This window comes from Defluviicoccus vanus (genome assembly GCF_014672695.1).
Taxonomy (GTDB): domain Bacteria; phylum Pseudomonadota; class Alphaproteobacteria; order Rhodospirillales; family Defluviicoccaceae; genus Defluviicoccus; species Defluviicoccus vanus.
The window spans coordinates 2,951,429-2,966,896 of record NZ_CP053923.1; the positions used below are offsets into that span (position 1 = coordinate 2,951,429).

Here is a 15,468-nt window from a genome sequence, read left to right on the forward strand (position 1 = left end):
GGAAGGTTAGGGAGCGCTTCGTTCCCTAACCGCCCATCGTTCACGATCCGTTCGGGATTTCCAGCGCTCGCCGCCCTGCCAGGGATGACCGATGCCGGCGCCCCGCGTCCTGCGGCCCTTCGTAGAAGGTGCACGCCGTTGAGCGTGCCGGGTCGCTTCCGAAGCGCACGCGGGACCGATCAGCGGGTCCCCCACGGCCGTCTCCAGCGGCGCGCTCTTTGCGCCGTCCTCCTCCCGCCCGATCTCCTTCAGGATCGCGCGCCGGCGCTCCTCCCGCGTGACGCCTTCGGGATCTTCGCGAAAGACGCCTAGGCCGGACGCCGCCCGCACCGTCACCGCGTCCAGGATAACATCGACGTCGATGCCAGCGCGGTTCTCGCCGAAACCGATGAGGAGGGCGAGATCGCACAGGATGTTGATGAGCCGGGGAATGCCGAACGCGTAATGGTGCGCGGCGGCGCATGCCCCGGCATCGAACAGGTCGGGCGAGCCGCCGGCGCAGGCGAGCCGGTGACGGATGTAGCCCACCGTCTCCTGCGCGATCATGGGCGTGAGTTCGTGAAAGACAGAGACGCGCTGCGCGAACTGGCGCATGTCGGGACGCCTGAGCGTCGCCTTCAACTCGTTCTGGCCGACGAGGATCAACTGCAGCACGAAGTCCTTGTCGGCGTTGACGTTCGAGAGCATGCGCACCTCCTCGAGCGCGGACGTCGAGAGGTGGTGGGCCTCGTCGATGATCAGTACGCACCGTTTGCCGTGCGCATACCGGTCGATGACGAAATCGATCAGCGCGTGGTAACGGGCTATCTTTCCTTCGTCGCCGAGATCGAGGTCGAACGCCTTGACGATGGCGCCGAGGAGATCGCCGAGATCGGGATGGGTGTTGCTGACGAGGCCGACGACGACGTCGCGCGAGGCGGTCTTGAGCAGGCGGCGGATGAGCGTCGTCTTGCCAGACCCGACGTCTCCCACGACGACGACGAACCCGGTCTGATCGGACAGGCCGTACTCGAGCAGCGACATCGCGAGTTTCTGGCTGCGGCCCGAATAGAAGAAGTAGGGGTCGGGGATCAGCGAGAACGGCTTCTCGCGGAAGCCGTAATGGGCTTCGTACATCGCTGGGTCCTTCTTCACCGCCCCCGCCCGCGCGGGCGACGCGACGCGCGGCGGCGACGCGGGCGGGGTCTCTCTCGCGCGTCGCTAGTAACCATAACCGTAGCCGTAGGTCTGCGTCGCGGCCCGCGTCTTGTTCAGCACTGTGCCGATCACGTTGATCTTCTCGAGCAGCTCGAGGCAGCGGGTGACGTCCTCGCGCCGGGTCCGGCCCTGCTCGACGACGAGGAGACAAGCGTCCACGTGCTCGAGAAAGACGAGGGCGTCGGCGATCATCAGCACCGGCGGCAGGTCGTAGACGATGATGCGGTCGGCGTGGCGATCCACGAGTTCGGCCGTCAGCTTCGACATCAGCACCGGCGACAGGAGCTCCGAGGACTTGGGCGAGGCCGCCCCGCCCGGAAGGACGAGGAGCCGGTCGATCCCCGGATCGACGAAGCAATCGGCGAGGGGAACGCCCCGCAGCAGGTGGTCGCTGATCCCGTTCGTGGGCGCGAACCCGAAGGTGCTGAGCACGGACGGCCGGCGCAGGTCGAGGTCGACGAGGAGCACGCCGAGATCGGTCAGGCGGGCGAGAGACACCGCGAGATTGCAACTGATCAGCGTCTTGCCCTCTCCCGCCCGCGGACTCGTCACCGCAAGCGTCGAGCCCTTGACCTCGCGCAGGCGCTGGACGACCTGGGTCCGCAGCATCCCGAAGGCGTCCGCGAGTTTGGCGTCGTCGAGTCCGGCGACGATCCGCTCGGAAAGTTGTCCCTGCGGGATCGCGCGGCGGACCTTCGGGACCCCGCGAGCCTCCGTCGACGCGGCGTCCACCGCGCGGGCGGCCGGTTGGTCGGTTGCGACCGCGACCGGCCGCAGCGCGCGACTCTCCCGCTCGCGCCGCGCCCGCTCGAGGGCGCGCTGCACTTTCTCGATGGGACGGCCGGCCTGATCGTTGACCATCTCAGGCGCCCCCGCGCGAACGTCGTCTCCAATCGCTGCTCTATCGTCGCGAGGGCCGCCTCCAGCGGCATCACCTCGAAGTGAACGAAGGCGAGCGCCAACACGACGAGGAGCGCGACGGCGGCCGAAACCGCGGCGCGCAGCTTGCGAACGCGTGCGACATCCTGTCTGGTCGCGATGTAGGGAATGACGGCGAGCGGCAGCCCGCCGGCGAGACGGACAAGATCGCGCGGCGCGCGGATCGACGAATCCATCATCTCAAGGGCGGCCGTGAGCGCGAACCCGAACCCCACGGAGACGGCGAATCCCAACGCCAGCAGCTTCTTGCGGTTCGGCTTGATCGGCGCGTTCGGCTCGACCGGCGGCTCGACCAGCGAGAAGCGCTCGCTCTTCCGCTCGATTTCGAGGAGTTCGCCCATCTGCGCCGCCGTCTGCTTGTTGCGGATCTCGTAATACCCGTTGCTGGCCGCGTCCAGCTGCCGCGTCAGCGCCTGGTAGGTCTGCTGGACGCCCGGCGTGGCCTCGACGCGGCGCTCGTACTCGGCGATCCGCTGACGAACCGCGTCCTGCTGCTTCGTCGCCGCGGCGAGTTCCACGTCGGTCGTCTGCAGCTGCTGCTGCACCTGGAGCGAGGCGGGATCGTTCGCGGCCAGGGCGGTCGGGGCCGCGGCGCCCGGCGCCGCGGCGATCCGGGCGCGGACCGCGTCCGCCTGACGCGACAGCCGCACGACTTCCGGGTGGCTGTCGGTGTAACGCTCTCGCGCGACGGCGAGCTGCGCCTCCGTCTGCGCCAGCTGCTTTAGCAGTGACGCCCGGTCGGTCGGCGCCTGCGTCTCCCGCTCGAGCGCGTCGACCTCCCGGCGCAGGCGGACGACATCCGGATGATCGGGCCCGTAGCGGCTCGACGCTTGCGTCAGCTGCAGACGCAGCGCCTTGAGCTGATCGAGGTCGGGAAAGATCTGTCCGCGGGAGGCGAGCTTAGCCGCCTCGGTCTGCAGATAGACGCGTCGTCCCTGGAGCGTCTGCGTTTGTCGATCGAGGTCGCGCAGTTCCTCCTCGGCGCGAGCGATCAGCTGCTGGTTGAACGGGAGCTGTTCCGGCAGGCTGCCGTACTGAGTCCGTCTGAGGTCGGCGAGCTTTGATTCGAGGTCGGCGATCACGCCTTCGAGCCGCTTCGTTTCGGACTCGAAGAACTCAGCCGTCTGCGTCGCGCGGAACTGGCGATCGCGGACGTTCTCACGGAGGTAGAGCGCGACGAGATCGTTTGTCACGTCCACCGCCACCTTCGGATTTCGATGCTGGAACGACACCGTGAAGGCGATCGTGGTCCCTCCGGCCCCCGCCGTGATCAGCTTCATGTCGATGTGCTGGCGGAAACGCGCGACGCTCTCCGCGGACGACATCTGCGCGCGATCCTCGGGGTAGAGATCGCGAGCCTCGAGTATGCGCGCCAGGTTATCGACAGTCATCACCCGCTGGTTGATCGTCTGCAGGCGCTTGTCCAGGGCGCTCGAAATCGTCGAGACGGCGAGCTCGCGCGGGATGTCGGGATCCTCGATGAGGATCTTCCCCGTGGACTCGTAGACCGGTGGCAAGAACAGGACGATCACGGCGGACAACGGGAAGAGGACGAAGAACGGCGCGACGATCCACCAGATCCGCCGTCGCGCGAGCGCGAGAAGCTCTTGCAGGTTGGCCGGGCCGTTGTCCATGGTTCCGATGTCTCCGCCTCGTGCTTCTGGCGTCACCGCGACATGGTTAAACGCGGTAGATCATAGGTGAGCGACGCGAACGCAGCGTTCGCGAAGGCGTCGCCACCGTCGCTCGACTGCCACCCGAATCTATAGCCCACGCTGAGGTCCCAGTCCCGGTGAATCCGCCAGCGCACCGTGGGCTCTATCGACGCGTAGTCGCGGGACTGNNCGTCCCGATCGTCGTCTGCCCGCCCCCGCCCCCGCCGCCGTTGCCGACCTGNATCACGATGAAGATAGAACATCGGTGTCTCGAGGAACACCCTGGGGTAGAGTTCGTAGCTCGAACTGATCCTGAGCGTCGTGTCTTCGTTCAGTTCGCCGGTCGAAGTGCTGGGCGTCAAGCNCATGGCCGACCTCTCCCTCGAAAGTCAGTCGCTCCTGGAAGGCGTAGCTCAGTTTGGCGTCGATGGCGTAGCCGGCGACGGTCCCGCTGCCCGAACTCCTCTCGGTCGTAGAGTCGCCCGAACCAGATCTGGTGCCGGCGACGCTCGGGCCCACAGCGAGGGAGCCCTTCAATGACCTGAGAACTCGTGGGTCGCGCCGAAGAGCACGGTGTAGTAGGTGCTGTCCTCCGTCCGCGAACTGGCTCTTGTAGCGGACGCGGTCGTGGTCAGCTTGATGCGCGGGTTGAGGTCGTGCGCCCATCCGGCCGCCACTCCATAGGTCGTCACATCTGGGAGGAGGTCGGTGCCGTAATGCGAATAGCTGTAGAAGGGCGTGAGGCTGAGTTGATCGAGGTGGGTGACGCCGTACCCGAGGCTTGGCGCGACACTGACGAAATTCCGCCGCTTGTTCTGAAGGATGAAATTGCCGGTCTCGGTGACGTCGCTGGTGCGGGATGTATCGCGGACGTACCGGGCCGCGAGACCGGCGTTCCAACGCTCCCGGATCTTTTCGCCCTGAAGGGTGAAGTACTGATCGTTTGAGTCGAGTTCGGAATTGCCGGGGAACAGATTGAAGGTGAACAGCGAGTTGAGAGAGAGCTTGGCGGCTGGCGCGCGCACGCCGGAGTTCAGGTCGATCGAACTCGTCGACTGCGTCCCCGAGATCCGTTTCGATCCCGACCCGCCGTCGCTCAGGCCGATGTTGCTGTCGTAGCTGAAGAGTTGTCCGAGTTCGCTCTCCTGGAACCATTCGGCGGCGCGCGCGTCTGGGGAGGCGGAGAGCGCGGCGGCGAGGCACGCCGCCGCGCCGACCGTCGCCACCACCCGATCGCGAGCCGCTCGCACGCAGCCCTCCCTCGTCGCGACGGCTCGCTCGGTCAGAACAGGGTCTGCCCGGCGACGACGACGGTGTCGCCGCTCCGCAACTCGATGTCGCTGTCGAGATCGCGCCCGCGCTTGACCTCGGAGTAGGCGAACGAGATCGAGGCAGTCCGTCCGTTGTCGTGACGGAGCACGCGGATGCTGCTCTCGCCCGCGTAAGGCGTCAGGCCGCCGGCGAGGCTCAGCGCCTGCATCACCGTGATCCTCCGCGGGGCGACGTACTCGCCCGGGCGGGTCACCTCGCCTATGACGTAGACGCGGTAGCCGGACGCGCCGGTCACGGAGACGGTGACGACCGCGTCGGGAATGTACTTCTCGAGCCGTTTGGCCAGCAGCGTCTCGACCTCGCTCGTCGTCAGCCCCTGCACGCTTAGCGTGCCCGCGAGCGGGAACGAGACGGTGCCGTCGGGCAGGACGACGAGGTCGCGCCTCAGGTCCTCCTCGTGCCACACCGAGACCGCGATCGCGTCGCCGGCGTTCAGCGTGTAGGGCTCGGGGTCCTGCGCCGAGGCGGCGTGCAGCGATGAATGCGCGGCCAACGACAGGATCGCTGCAACAATCAGGAATTTCGCCATGCTTCCTCACTATCCGCCGCCGCAGAATCGGCGGGATGCCCGACAGGGTATCAGGAGCGGCCGCGCTTCGACAGGTCTGTGACGCCGATCCCCTCATCCTAAGCAATCGCCAATTTACCGGACTTATGTAGCATGCGCCACTGGCGATCGAGTGGGACTGTCGGAACGGCTGAACGTAGAACAAAATACGAACATAGTGTTTCACAGGCGACCTCGCGGCGGCTATGTTGGGCGAACCACCTGTCGGAGATCGCCATGCCCCGCCGGAGCAAGGGTCAGCACTTCCTCCTCTCCGCCGCCGCGCGGACGCTGTCGGTGGCGGCGGTGCTGCGGATGACGGACAGGGAAGCCGAAACGGTGTTCGCGGCGATCCGCTGGGCCGACGGCGACAGTCACCCGGTATGCCCGCACTGCGGTTGTAGCCGCTGCTACGACTGCCGCCGGCCGAACGGCGCGCCACGCTGGCGGTGCAAGGCGTGCCGCCACGACTTCAGCCTGACCAGCGGCACGCTGTTTGCCTGCCACAAGCTGCCGCTGCGCGTCTACCTCGCGGCGATCGTCATCTTCGTCAATGAGGTGAAGGGCAAGTGCGCGCTTGCCCTGTCGCGCGACCTGGGTGTCCAGTACAAGACGGCCTTCGTGCTGGCCCACAAGTTCCGTGAGGCGATGGTATCGGAGAGCAAGGGCATCCGGCTCGGCGGCGCCGGCCGCAGCGTCGAGGTGGACGGCGCCTATTTCGGCGGCCACGTCCGGCCGGAGAACCGCAAGGCCGACCGCGTCGACCGCCGCCTCGCCGAGAACCGGACCGGCAAGCGGCAATGCGTGGTCGTTGCGCGGGAGCGCATCCTCGACGGCACCTCCGTCGGCCGGACCATCGCCACCGTCTTCAAGAACGAAGATGCGGCCCTGGACTTCATTCAGGCCCGTGTCGACCGCGCCAGCACCGTCCATGCCGACGAGGCCGGTGCCTGGAACGCGCTGCACGCGCGCTTCGATCCCAGACGCGTCAACCACTCCGTCGAGTATGCCAGCGATGACGCCTGCACCAACCAGGCGGAGAGCTTCTTCAGCCGTATCCGCCGGGCCGAGATCGGCCATCACCACCACATCTCCGGCCCGGACCTGAGCCGCTACGCNCAAGGGGCGGCGTGGCGCGAGGATCACCGCCGCGACAGCAACGGCATGCAGTTCCGTGCCACCGTCTCGCTGGTCGCCGCCAACCGCCCCAGCGTCGATTTCTGCGGCTACTGGCAGCGGCGTCGTGCGGCATAGCCGCGCCGTCGCTCCGGTCAGTCGGCGACCCGCCACGCCAACGCCTGACCATCCGCTGGCGCAGCGACCATGCTGGGCTCAGCATGCTTCAGCATGCCGTGTACCGTCTTCTGGATCAGCTCTCGCGTGCGACGATCGGCCGGATCGAGGCCGCGGCAGGCCATCAGCGCCTCGGCGATCTCGCGCGACGTCATCGGCCGCACGGCGGCGCACAGAATGCCGTAGACCAGGCGGGCACATTCACCCCTGCCGAACCAGGCGTTGCGTCGGTGGACGGATCTCGGCCTGATCCTGGCCACTTCGATGTCCGGTGCGAACATCCGCAACGTCGCGTCGAGATGCACCAGGTCGGCCCGGTGCCCGTCGATCCGCTTCTCCAACTCGCCGATGATACCCGCCAGTTCGGCGCGCTTGTCTTTCAATGCCGCGACGACGTGCGGTTCGGACATGCGACAGCCCCCATCGTTAATGACAAGCCATGGTCATCCCTCGCTGCCCGTTCCACAACCCAACGCCAGTGGCGGCTGCTACATAAGTCCGCAATTTACCTCACTTTATATCGGCTTCCGAATATCGGCTTCCGAGCGTGGGCGCGACACGCGATCAGGTATCCGGCGCGGGGCGCGCGGCGAGAGGCCGTGGCTCATCTGCGCGAGCATCACGCGGTGAGCGAGCGTCAGGCGTGCCGTTTGATCGGGGCCGACCGCAGCTCAATCCGCTACCGGCATCGGCGTGGCGATGACGCTGATGTTCGCACATGTGTATGGCGGTGACAAATTAGGCCACGTAGCGGCGGTGATTGGTGCTGCCGCGCCGGAGTAAAATCTGGCCAGTGGTTAGGCGGTCTCTTTTTGTGGGGGCGGCCGGGGATGTTTGCCGTGGAAGTCTACGCCGCCGTTCGGCATTTCGTTTTCATCGAGGGCAACAGCCGGCGTGAGGCGGCCCGGGTGTTCGGGCTGAGCCGTGAGACGGTTTCGAAGATGTGCCGGTTCTCGTTGCCGCCCGGCTACACGCGAACGAAGCCGGTGAAGAAGCCGAAGCTCGGGGTGCTGCTGCCGGTGATCGACGCCATCCTCGAGGCCGACAGGACGGCGCCTTCGAAGCAGCGGCATTCGGCCAAGCGGATCTTCGAGCGACTGCGCGACGAGCACGGTTATGCCGGCGGTCTGACGGTGGTGAGGGACTACGTCCGGGTNTGCTCGGGGAGATTGCGGGAGACCTTCGTGCCGCTGGCTCATCCGTCCGGTCATGCGCAGGTCGACTTTGGCGAGGCGATCGGCGTGATCGGCGGCGTCCGGCAGAAGATCCACTTCTTCTGCATGGACCTGCCGCAATCGGATACTCCTTTCGTGAAGGCCTATCCGGCGGAGACGACGGAAGCCTTCCTCGACGGGCATGTGTCGGCATTCGCATTCTTCGGCGGCGTGCCGTTGTCGGTGCTTTACGACAACACGACGCTCGCGGTGGCGAAGATCTGCGGCGACGGCAGGCGGGAGCGCACCCGGGCCTTTACGGAACTGCAGAGCCATTACCTGTTCCAGGATCGCTTCGGCCGTCCCGGCAAGGGCAACGACAAGGGCAAGGTCGAGGGGCTGGTGAAGTATGCTCGATCGAACTTCCTGACGCCGATCCCCCAGGCGGCAAGCTTCGACGATCTCAATGCCATGCTGGAAGAGCGCTGCCGGCAGCGACGAGGCGAACGCGCCGGTCGCCACGGCGAAACCATCGGCGAGCGTCTCGTCGCCGACCTCGAAGCCTTCCGGGATTTGCCGGCGGTGCCATTGGAGCCGAGCGAGAAGCGGGCGGCCCGTGTCTCATCGACCGCCCTGGTCCGCTACCGCGGCAACGACTACTCGGTACCGACGGCATACGGCTTCCGGGATGTTGTGGTGAAGGGCTTCGTCGACGAGGTGGTGATCCTTTGTGCCGGCGAGGCGATCGCCCGGCATCGTCGCTGCTATGGCACGGGCACCTTCGTATTCGAGCCGCTGCACTATCTGGCGCTGATCGAGACGAAGCCGAATGCCCTCGACCAGGCGGCGGCGCTGAAAGACTGGGATCTGCCGGAGGCGTTCCAGCACCTGCGCCATCTCCTCGAGGCGCGCATGGGCAACCGCGGCAGGCGGGAGTTCATCCAGGTGCTGCGGCTGATGGAGGCGATCCCGATGGAGATGGTGGCGAGCGCGGTCAGCGAAGCGATCCGGCTCGGCGTCATCGGCTTTGATGCGGTCAAGCAGATTGCTCTGGCGCGCGTCGAGCGGCGGCCGGCCCGGCTCGACCTGACGGCCTATCCACATCTGCCGAAAATGGACGTCAGGATGACGGCGGCGGCTGACTACGCCGTTCTCGTTCCCGGGACAACGGCATGACCGGCAAGGCGGGCGCTGATGCGATGCCGGCGGGAACGACAAGCGGCACACCGCAGGTTCTGCTGGCGCATCACCTCAAGCAGTTGAAGCTGCCGACCGTTCTGCGGGAATACGACAAGATCGCCCGCGAATGCGCACGCGACGGCGTCGATCATCCCCGCTATCTGCTGCGCCTGGTGGAACTCGAACTGATCGACCGAGAACGCCGAATGGTCGAGCGGCGGATCAAGGCAGCACGCTTCCCGGCGGTCAAAAGCCTCGACACCTTCGACTTCACCGCGATTCCCAGCCTCAACAAGATGCTGGTGCTCGAGCTGGCCCGCTGCGAGTTCATCCTGCGCCGGGAGAACGTCATCGCGCTCGGCAACAGTGGCACCGGCAAGACCCATGTCGGGCTCGCCCTCGCTCTTGCCGCCTGCCAGAAGGGGTTCACCGTCGCCTTCACCACCGCGGCCGCCCTCGTGCACCAGTTGATGGAGGCGCGTGACGAGCGCCGCTTGCTGAAGCTGCAACGCGATCTCCAGTCGGTGATGTTGCTCATCGTCGACGAACTCGGTTACCTGCCGCTGTCGCCGACCGGGGCGGAACTTCTGTTCGAGGTGTTCTCCCAGCGCTACGAGCGCGGCTCGACCCTCGTCACCTCCAATCTGCCGTTCGAGGACTGGACCTCGGTGCTGGGATCGGAACGGCTCACCGGCGCGCTGCTCGACCGCCTGACCCACCACGTCCATATCCTCACCATGAACGGCGACAGCTACCGGTTGAAGCAATCCGCCGGACGTCGTCGTCCCCCCACCGCAGCCGATCGGGCGGAGCAAAACCAGACCACCGCCGAGACCGTCGATCCCGAGACCGGCGAAACCAGCAAGCCCTGATCCCCGAGGCAAAGCCGACGCACGGCAAGGGGCCCGATCGGGCCCCTTGCCGTGATTGCACCGCTCTCGCCCAAATGGCCTGCTTTTACTCCGACACCGTGGCCCAGAATTGCTCCGCCGTTGACACCGCGTCGAGCGGTTCGGCTCGATCTATGGCATCGGCGACAAGGTGATGCAGGTCGAGAACGACTACGATCGGGATGTTTACAATGGTGACCTTGGCGTGGTCCAGGCAATCGAGCTCGATGCGTCGGAAATGGTCATCGACTTTGATGGTCGGCTGGTGACCTACGGCTTCGGCGAGTTGGACGAGGTGGTGCTCGCCTACGCGACGACGATCCACAAGAGCCAGGGGTCGGAGTACCCGGCCGTCGTCATCCCGCTCACCACTCAGCACTATCCGATGCTGCAGCGTAACCTGCTTTACATCGCGGTCACGCGAGGCAGGCGGCTGGTCGTCGTTGTCGGACAGAAGAAAGCAATGGCGATCGCGGTCAAGGGGAAACAGACGGGGCGACGATGGTCGAAGCTACGCGAGTGGCTGACGCACGACTGGCAAGCCACGGCGGCGGCGCTCAGCGTCGGCTGCGCGCGCGGAGCTTCTGCGTGACCGACGCTGCAGGTGCCGCGCCAGCCGCGGCTGGCGCGGCACAGGCGGAATCGGCGTCGTGGTGGGCTTCGGGGCCGACCCCGATCACATCGTTCGGCCGAGCGTCAGAAAAGCGTTCCTTGTTTCCCGCCGCTTGTCGCCAATCTCGTCGTTCTCGGCTTCGGTTGCGCTTGCGTCCGCAATGGATTCGTCGCAACTCCCTGCGGAGGCTGGTTCCGGAGGAAGAACAGACGGCCTTGCGCCGTAGATCTGCATCGTCAGTCTGCGCGTTACCTGCCTCAATTCCCGCGCAGATAACGTATTTTTGCCAGACACGGTCAAGATGAGAGGTAACAGGTCGCTGGGTCTCCCTCCCTCGTCGCCACCGTGCGTGTACCCTAATTGGTCGCTGCAGCCGGCCCGATCACGTCCGGAGTCTTGTTGTTCAGGATCCGGTTTCCGCGTAGCTCGGCACGGCTGTCCGCTTCGATAGCGATACCGTGCCCGCGGTTGCCATCAATGACGTTATCGGTGAATACGCCGCTGCCGCCCTTGGTCAGATAGACGCCATGCTCGGCATTGCCCTCAAGTCGGTTGCGTTCAAACCGGCCGGACGAACCCATGATGATCGCGCCCGACAGCCCGTTTTCGGCAAATTGGTTGCCGAGCGCTGTGGCATCGCTCTTGCGATTGAGGAAGAGCCCGGCTTCGCGGTTGCCGGACACGGCGTTATCGGCGATGACGGTCCCTCTTGTCCGCAGCACCTCGATGCCGGAGCTCCCGTTGTTGGCGACAGTGTTGCCGATCAGGCGAACCTGCGAACCGTCGGCAACAACGATCCCGACACCTTTTCCGCCGACCACCCGACTGTCGCGAACCTCCACTTCGCCCGCTCTGACGATCTGTGCGCCGACCCCGCCGCTGCCCTCGATTGCCGCCGCTTCCAGGATCAGCCGACCGCCATCGCGGATAACAAGGCCGTGCTGTGCGGTATCGACAATCCGGATGGCCCGGCCCAGGACCTCTCCCTGCGCGTCAACGCTCAGTCCGACGGCCGAGCCGGACATGATCTCCACATCCTCGAGACGTAGCCGCCCAGAGGACACGACGACGCAGGGTCCTGCCTCTTGCCCATCATTACGCAACGAAATGCCCGAAACGGACGCGTCAGCGGCTCTGGAGATCAGGCAGGACTTGCTAGAGACGGTGACATTGACCTGGCCAGGGTTCTCGGGCGTGCCAACGAGATGCACGTCCTTGTCGAGCGTCAGGACGCTCTTGTAAGAGCCAGGGCGAATGCGGATGACCGCGCCCGGCGGCGCGGTTGCAATCGCCGCGGCAATGTCTCTGCTGTCGCCATTTCCGCTCGCGTCGACGACGATCTCGCGCGCCTTCGTTCCGGTGACCCTCTCCGATGTCCCATTCGGCTTGCCGATCCCCAAAAGGTTGATGCCCGGCGCGAGGGATGCACTCGCCCCATCGTCGCCTTGCGGGGCCTCTGCCACGTCCTGGCTGAACCGTTCAATTTGGCGTGGCCACGCGTGTACCAAGTGGCGAACGACGTCGCGACGAACAGGACAACGACGATGCCGATCCCAAACAGCCGGCGGGGCGTCCAGCGGTAGCGGGCCGCGTTGCGTGACGTTCACCCATCACCCGCATCCTCCGGTTTTCGTTGTCCGAATGGGAGGTGCCGCTCCGAAAGCTGGGGTCGCCAGTGGTGTTGCTCACCATTACTCTAATTGTTTTCCTCGATCGTCAATCGGGGTCCGACAGCCGGGGAACTCGTCCCAATACACCACCCGTCTCGTTGCTGTCGTACTGTACCAAGTCAGTCTCCGCGACCGCGACCGACGGCGGCTGGGTCTGCGCGGTCGAGATCGCGGGCTTCCTCGGTTGAGGCGGTCGGCTCGCCTTCGGCGTCTGGGCCTGCCGCGCCGCCTGCAGCACCTGCGCCTCGCGGCGCAACTTGCGGAGCAGGGGGAGGTCAGCTGGCCGGTCTGCTCCAGCCCGTTGCGGCTCTGATAGTCGGCGATGGCGGAGCGCATTCGTGGACCGATCACCCCGTCGGCGGCGCCGGCGCCGTAGCCGAGCGCGTTGAGGAGGCGCTGCGCGTCGCGAATATCAGGCGGGGTGCTAACAACGGTCGTATGCGCCGGTGCCTCAAATGCGCCGGTCGGCGGCGTACCGGAACTCTGGCATCCTGACAGCGCGATCGCGATCAAGACAACTCCCGCGATGATGGTTCGCCGCATCGATCGTTGCTTTTCCCAAGCATTGTTCAACTTAGGTTATCACGAATCCGCACGGATCGACTAGAGGAACTCCCCGAGCATCCCCGGGACCGTCTATGGTCGCATTTTGCACTGGCGACCACGGCAGACCGCTCGAAAGCGACCATCTTCACCGCACCCTCATTGTCCAAAATTCTCATATCGACTTCGCCAACCGTGGTGAATGATGTCAGCACCAGTTTCGATCACGACAACGGCGATGTCTGCTATTCGATCAGGCCAAACGGTCGCGAATGGGAGTGGCTGTGTGAAAACGTCAATTCGGTTCATACTGTCGACGTTCGCTGGGAGGTCGGGATGAACCGGTTTGTTGAAGGTGAGGACCGCGCGCAGCAGAGTTTGTTACCCGCCAGTCTGGATGACTATGTCGGCGAGGAGAATTCGGTTCGGGTCGTTGACGTCTATGTCGAAGAGCTGGATCTGGCGGCGCTGGGATTTCATCGTGTCAGGCCGAAGGCGACGGGCCGCCCCGCCTATCATCCGTCGACGCCCCTCAAGATCTATCTCTACGGTTACCTCAACCGGATTCAGTCGAGCCGCCGGTTGGAGCGCGAGGCGAGGCGCAACCTTGAGTTGATGTGGCTGACCGGCCCGTTGGCGCCGGATTTCAAGACGATCGCCGACTTCCGGAAGGATAATGGCCCGGCGATCCAGGCGGTCTGCGCCCGGTTCATCGGTCTGTGTCGTGATCTGGGGCTCTTCGCCCGCGCCGTGGCCGCCATCGACGGCGCCAAGTTCAAGGCGGTCAACGCCCGCGACCGCAACTTCACCAAGGGCAAGCTGATGCGGCGCATCGGTCAGGTCGAACAGAGCATTGAGCGTTACCTTCAATCGCTGGACGCCGCCGACTTGCAGGAGGACGACGTCGCCGACGGCCGCACGCTCCACGCTTATTGGACGACAACATGCGGCGACTGCGCGCTGAAAGGCAAGTGCACGCCGGCCAAGGAACGCGTGGTGAGACGCTGGGAACACGAAGCCGTCATCGATGCCATGCTCGATCGCCTGGATCGCGCCCCCGACTGCATGACGATCCGTAGACGGACCGTCGAGCACCCCTTCGGCACGCTCAAGGCGTGGATGGGGCACACGCACTTTCTGACCAAGGGCCTCGAAAAGGTGAAAACCGAGATGAGCCTCAGCGTTCTGGCCTACAACCTGAAGCGGATGATCGCCATCCTGGGTGTAAAGCCGCTCATCGCCGCCATCAGGGCGTAACCCCCTCGACTCGCCTGCACGCAGACCGCAAAAAGCAACGACTGGCAGCCACGATCCGCCGAGGCATCGAAAACAGGCCGGGCCGGACCCGCCTTTTCACACGGCCTCGGGATGAAGCTGCAGTCGGAGCGCGGATGAACTTAGGCGGAGTTCCCGCGGAAGTGCTTTAACTCTTCGTCAACGTGGGGAGGCAACATGCAACCCGGACGTAGTCCCTCACCACCGTCAGACCGCCGGCATAGCCGTGCTGGCCGCGCAGTCGCTCAAAGATCCGCTTGGCAGAATGCCGCTGCTTCGCCGGCGCCGTCCCGTCCGCCTCGAGAATGGCGTCGATCACCGGCAGCAGCACCCCGAGCTTCGGCTTCTTCACCGGCTTCGTTCGCGTGTAGCCGGGCGGCAACGAGAACCGGCACATCTTCGAAACCGTCTCGCGGCCTCAGTCCGAATACCCGCGCCGCCTCGCGCCGGCTGTTACCCTCGATGAAAACGAAATGCCGAGCGGCGGCGTAGACTTCCACGGCAAACATCCCCGGCCGCCCCCACAAAAAAGAGACAGCCTAACCACTGGCCAGATTTTGCTCCGGCGCGGCAGCACCAATCACCGCCGCTACGTGGCCTAATTTGTCACCGCCCTACACACGTGGGAAACCACCGCAGAGTCCCGGCTCTCTGCAGATTAACATCGTAGTATCAATGTGATAGCCGCCCGCACAGGTGGATCGAGGGGTGGTTCCGGCAGGTGAGGCAGCCCCAGGGCGGAAGCCACCTCGTTGTCCCTGCGCCGCCGATTGGCGGCCGCATCACCAACCGATTGGAACGCATCGATGACGCTTTGCTTTCTGCCCGAGCAGATCGAGCAATGCCCGATCGCACGGCTGAAGCCCTACGCCAACAACGCCCGCACTCATGCGGGCGATCAGGTGGCGAAGCTGGCAGCCTCCCTGGTCGAGTACGGTTGGACGGCGCCGGTGATGGTCACCGACGACGGCGAGATCGTCGCCGGCCATGCTGGCATCAGTCTCGCAGAAAGGCGCGCCGCGCCAGACGCCGGCTGATCTTACTCAGCCGTTCGCCTGTTAAACGCGCAACACCCCACGCCCAGCAGCGCACTCGCTCCATAGCCGACGCTTGCGCTCAAGAGCGGTCCAACGCCAGCGACGAGCGGGCCCTCCAGCGAACCGTAAGTACAGGTCCGTCAC

At 65.4% G+C, this 15,468-nt stretch carries 14 protein-coding genes and 3 pseudogenes; 8 read left to right on the forward strand and 9 right to left on the reverse strand.

Annotation, left to right across the window (positions count from 1 at the left end):
* Positions 1-6 precede the first annotated feature (6 nt).
* The 5 genes from HQ394_RS13285 to HQ394_RS13310 all read right to left on the reverse strand — a co-directional run bounded on the left by HQ394_RS13285 (position 7) and on the right by HQ394_RS13310 (position 5,652).
* Positions 7-1,116, reverse strand: a complete 1,110-nt coding sequence (locus HQ394_RS13285; protein WP_190260635.1) for an ExeA family protein — start codon at positions 1,114-1,116, stop codon at positions 7-9.
* A gap of 84 nt (positions 1,117-1,200) precedes the next feature.
* Entirely contained in the window at positions 1,201-1,806 is a 606-nt protein-coding gene (locus HQ394_RS13290; RefSeq protein WP_190260636.1) for a CpsD/CapB family tyrosine-protein kinase, read from the reverse strand.
* Entirely contained in the window at positions 1,746-3,770 is a 2,025-nt protein-coding gene (locus HQ394_RS13295) for a GumC family protein (RefSeq protein WP_190260637.1), read from the reverse strand. Before HQ394_RS13295 ends, HQ394_RS13290 begins: the two co-directional genes overlap by 61 nt.
* Before the next feature lie 554 nt (positions 3,771-4,324).
* On the reverse strand, positions 4,325-5,041 hold the full coding sequence (locus HQ394_RS13305) for a surface lipoprotein assembly modifier (RefSeq protein ID WP_190260639.1): 717 nt from the start codon (positions 5,039-5,041) through the stop codon (positions 4,325-4,327).
* 32 nt (positions 5,042-5,073) lie between these two features.
* Positions 5,074-5,652, reverse strand: a complete 579-nt coding sequence (locus HQ394_RS13310) for a polysaccharide biosynthesis/export family protein (RefSeq protein WP_190260640.1) — start codon at positions 5,650-5,652, stop codon at positions 5,074-5,076.
* Positions 5,653-5,907: 255 nt separating this feature from the next.
* Here HQ394_RS13310 and HQ394_RS13315 point away from each other — a divergent pair, with 255 nt between their 5' ends.
* Positions 5,908-6,924 (forward strand): IS1595 family transposase, encoded by a 1,017-nt coding sequence (locus HQ394_RS13315; protein ID WP_190260641.1) that lies wholly within the window; start codon positions 5,908-5,910, stop codon positions 6,922-6,924.
* Between the two features lie 17 nt (positions 6,925-6,941).
* Here HQ394_RS13315 and HQ394_RS13320 read toward each other — a convergent pair whose 3' ends face one another.
* Entirely contained in the window at positions 6,942-7,373 is a 432-nt protein-coding gene (locus HQ394_RS13320) for a hypothetical protein (RefSeq protein WP_190260642.1), read from the reverse strand.
* A 174-nt stretch (positions 7,374-7,547) separates the two neighbouring features.
* Between HQ394_RS13320 and HQ394_RS20040 the strand changes: the two are divergent.
* The 5 genes and pseudogenes from HQ394_RS20040 to HQ394_RS13335 all read left to right on the forward strand — a co-directional run.
* A pseudogene (locus HQ394_RS20040) lies at positions 7,548-7,679 on the forward strand (IS3 family transposase); the annotation flags it as partial.
* Positions 7,680-7,793: 114 nt separating this feature from the next.
* Positions 7,794-9,293, forward strand: a complete 1,500-nt coding sequence (gene istA / locus HQ394_RS13325) for an IS21 family transposase (protein WP_190260643.1) — start codon at positions 7,794-7,796, stop codon at positions 9,291-9,293.
* A complete protein-coding gene (gene istB, locus HQ394_RS13330) occupies positions 9,290-10,168 on the forward strand; it encodes an IS21-like element helper ATPase IstB (protein WP_317628934.1) in 879 nt (292 codons plus the stop codon). Before istA ends, istB begins: the two co-directional genes overlap by 4 nt.
* Before the next feature lie 142 nt (positions 10,169-10,310).
* Positions 10,311-10,427: pseudogene (locus tag HQ394_RS21590) on the forward strand (hypothetical protein); the annotation flags it as partial.
* The gene (locus HQ394_RS13335) at positions 10,404-10,778 is read left to right on the forward strand and encodes an ATP-binding domain-containing protein (protein ID WP_456151613.1); all 375 of its coding nucleotides are present in this window, start codon (positions 10,404-10,406) and stop codon (positions 10,776-10,778) included. The pseudogene HQ394_RS21590 and the gene HQ394_RS13335, both read left to right, overlap by 24 nt.
* A gap of 377 nt (positions 10,779-11,155) precedes the next feature.
* Here HQ394_RS13335 and HQ394_RS13340 read toward each other — a convergent pair whose 3' ends face one another.
* Complete coding sequence (locus tag HQ394_RS13340; protein WP_190260644.1) at positions 11,156-12,406, reverse strand: right-handed parallel beta-helix repeat-containing protein; 1,251 nt, start codon at positions 12,404-12,406, stop codon at positions 11,156-11,158.
* A gap of 84 nt (positions 12,407-12,490) precedes the next feature.
* The gene (locus HQ394_RS21220) at positions 12,491-13,012 is read right to left on the reverse strand and encodes a peptidoglycan-binding domain-containing protein (protein WP_190260645.1); all 522 of its coding nucleotides are present in this window, start codon (positions 13,010-13,012) and stop codon (positions 12,491-12,493) included.
* Positions 13,013-13,348: 336 nt separating this feature from the next.
* On the opposite strand from HQ394_RS21220, the gene HQ394_RS13350 reads away from it, so the two are divergent.
* Positions 13,349-14,269 (forward strand): transposase, encoded by a 921-nt coding sequence (locus tag HQ394_RS13350; RefSeq protein WP_190263301.1) that lies wholly within the window; start codon positions 13,349-13,351, stop codon positions 14,267-14,269.
* A gap of 199 nt (positions 14,270-14,468) precedes the next feature.
* Here the strand turns inward: HQ394_RS13350 and HQ394_RS13355 are convergent.
* Positions 14,469-14,796 (reverse strand): annotated as a pseudogene (locus HQ394_RS13355) (IS21 family transposase); the annotation flags it as partial.
* A gap of 297 nt (positions 14,797-15,093) precedes the next feature.
* Here HQ394_RS13355 and HQ394_RS13360 point away from each other — a divergent pair.
* Entirely contained in the window at positions 15,094-15,324 is a 231-nt protein-coding gene (locus HQ394_RS13360; RefSeq protein ID WP_190260646.1) for a ParB N-terminal domain-containing protein, read from the forward strand.
* The last annotated feature ends 144 nt before the right edge of the window (positions 15,325-15,468 follow it).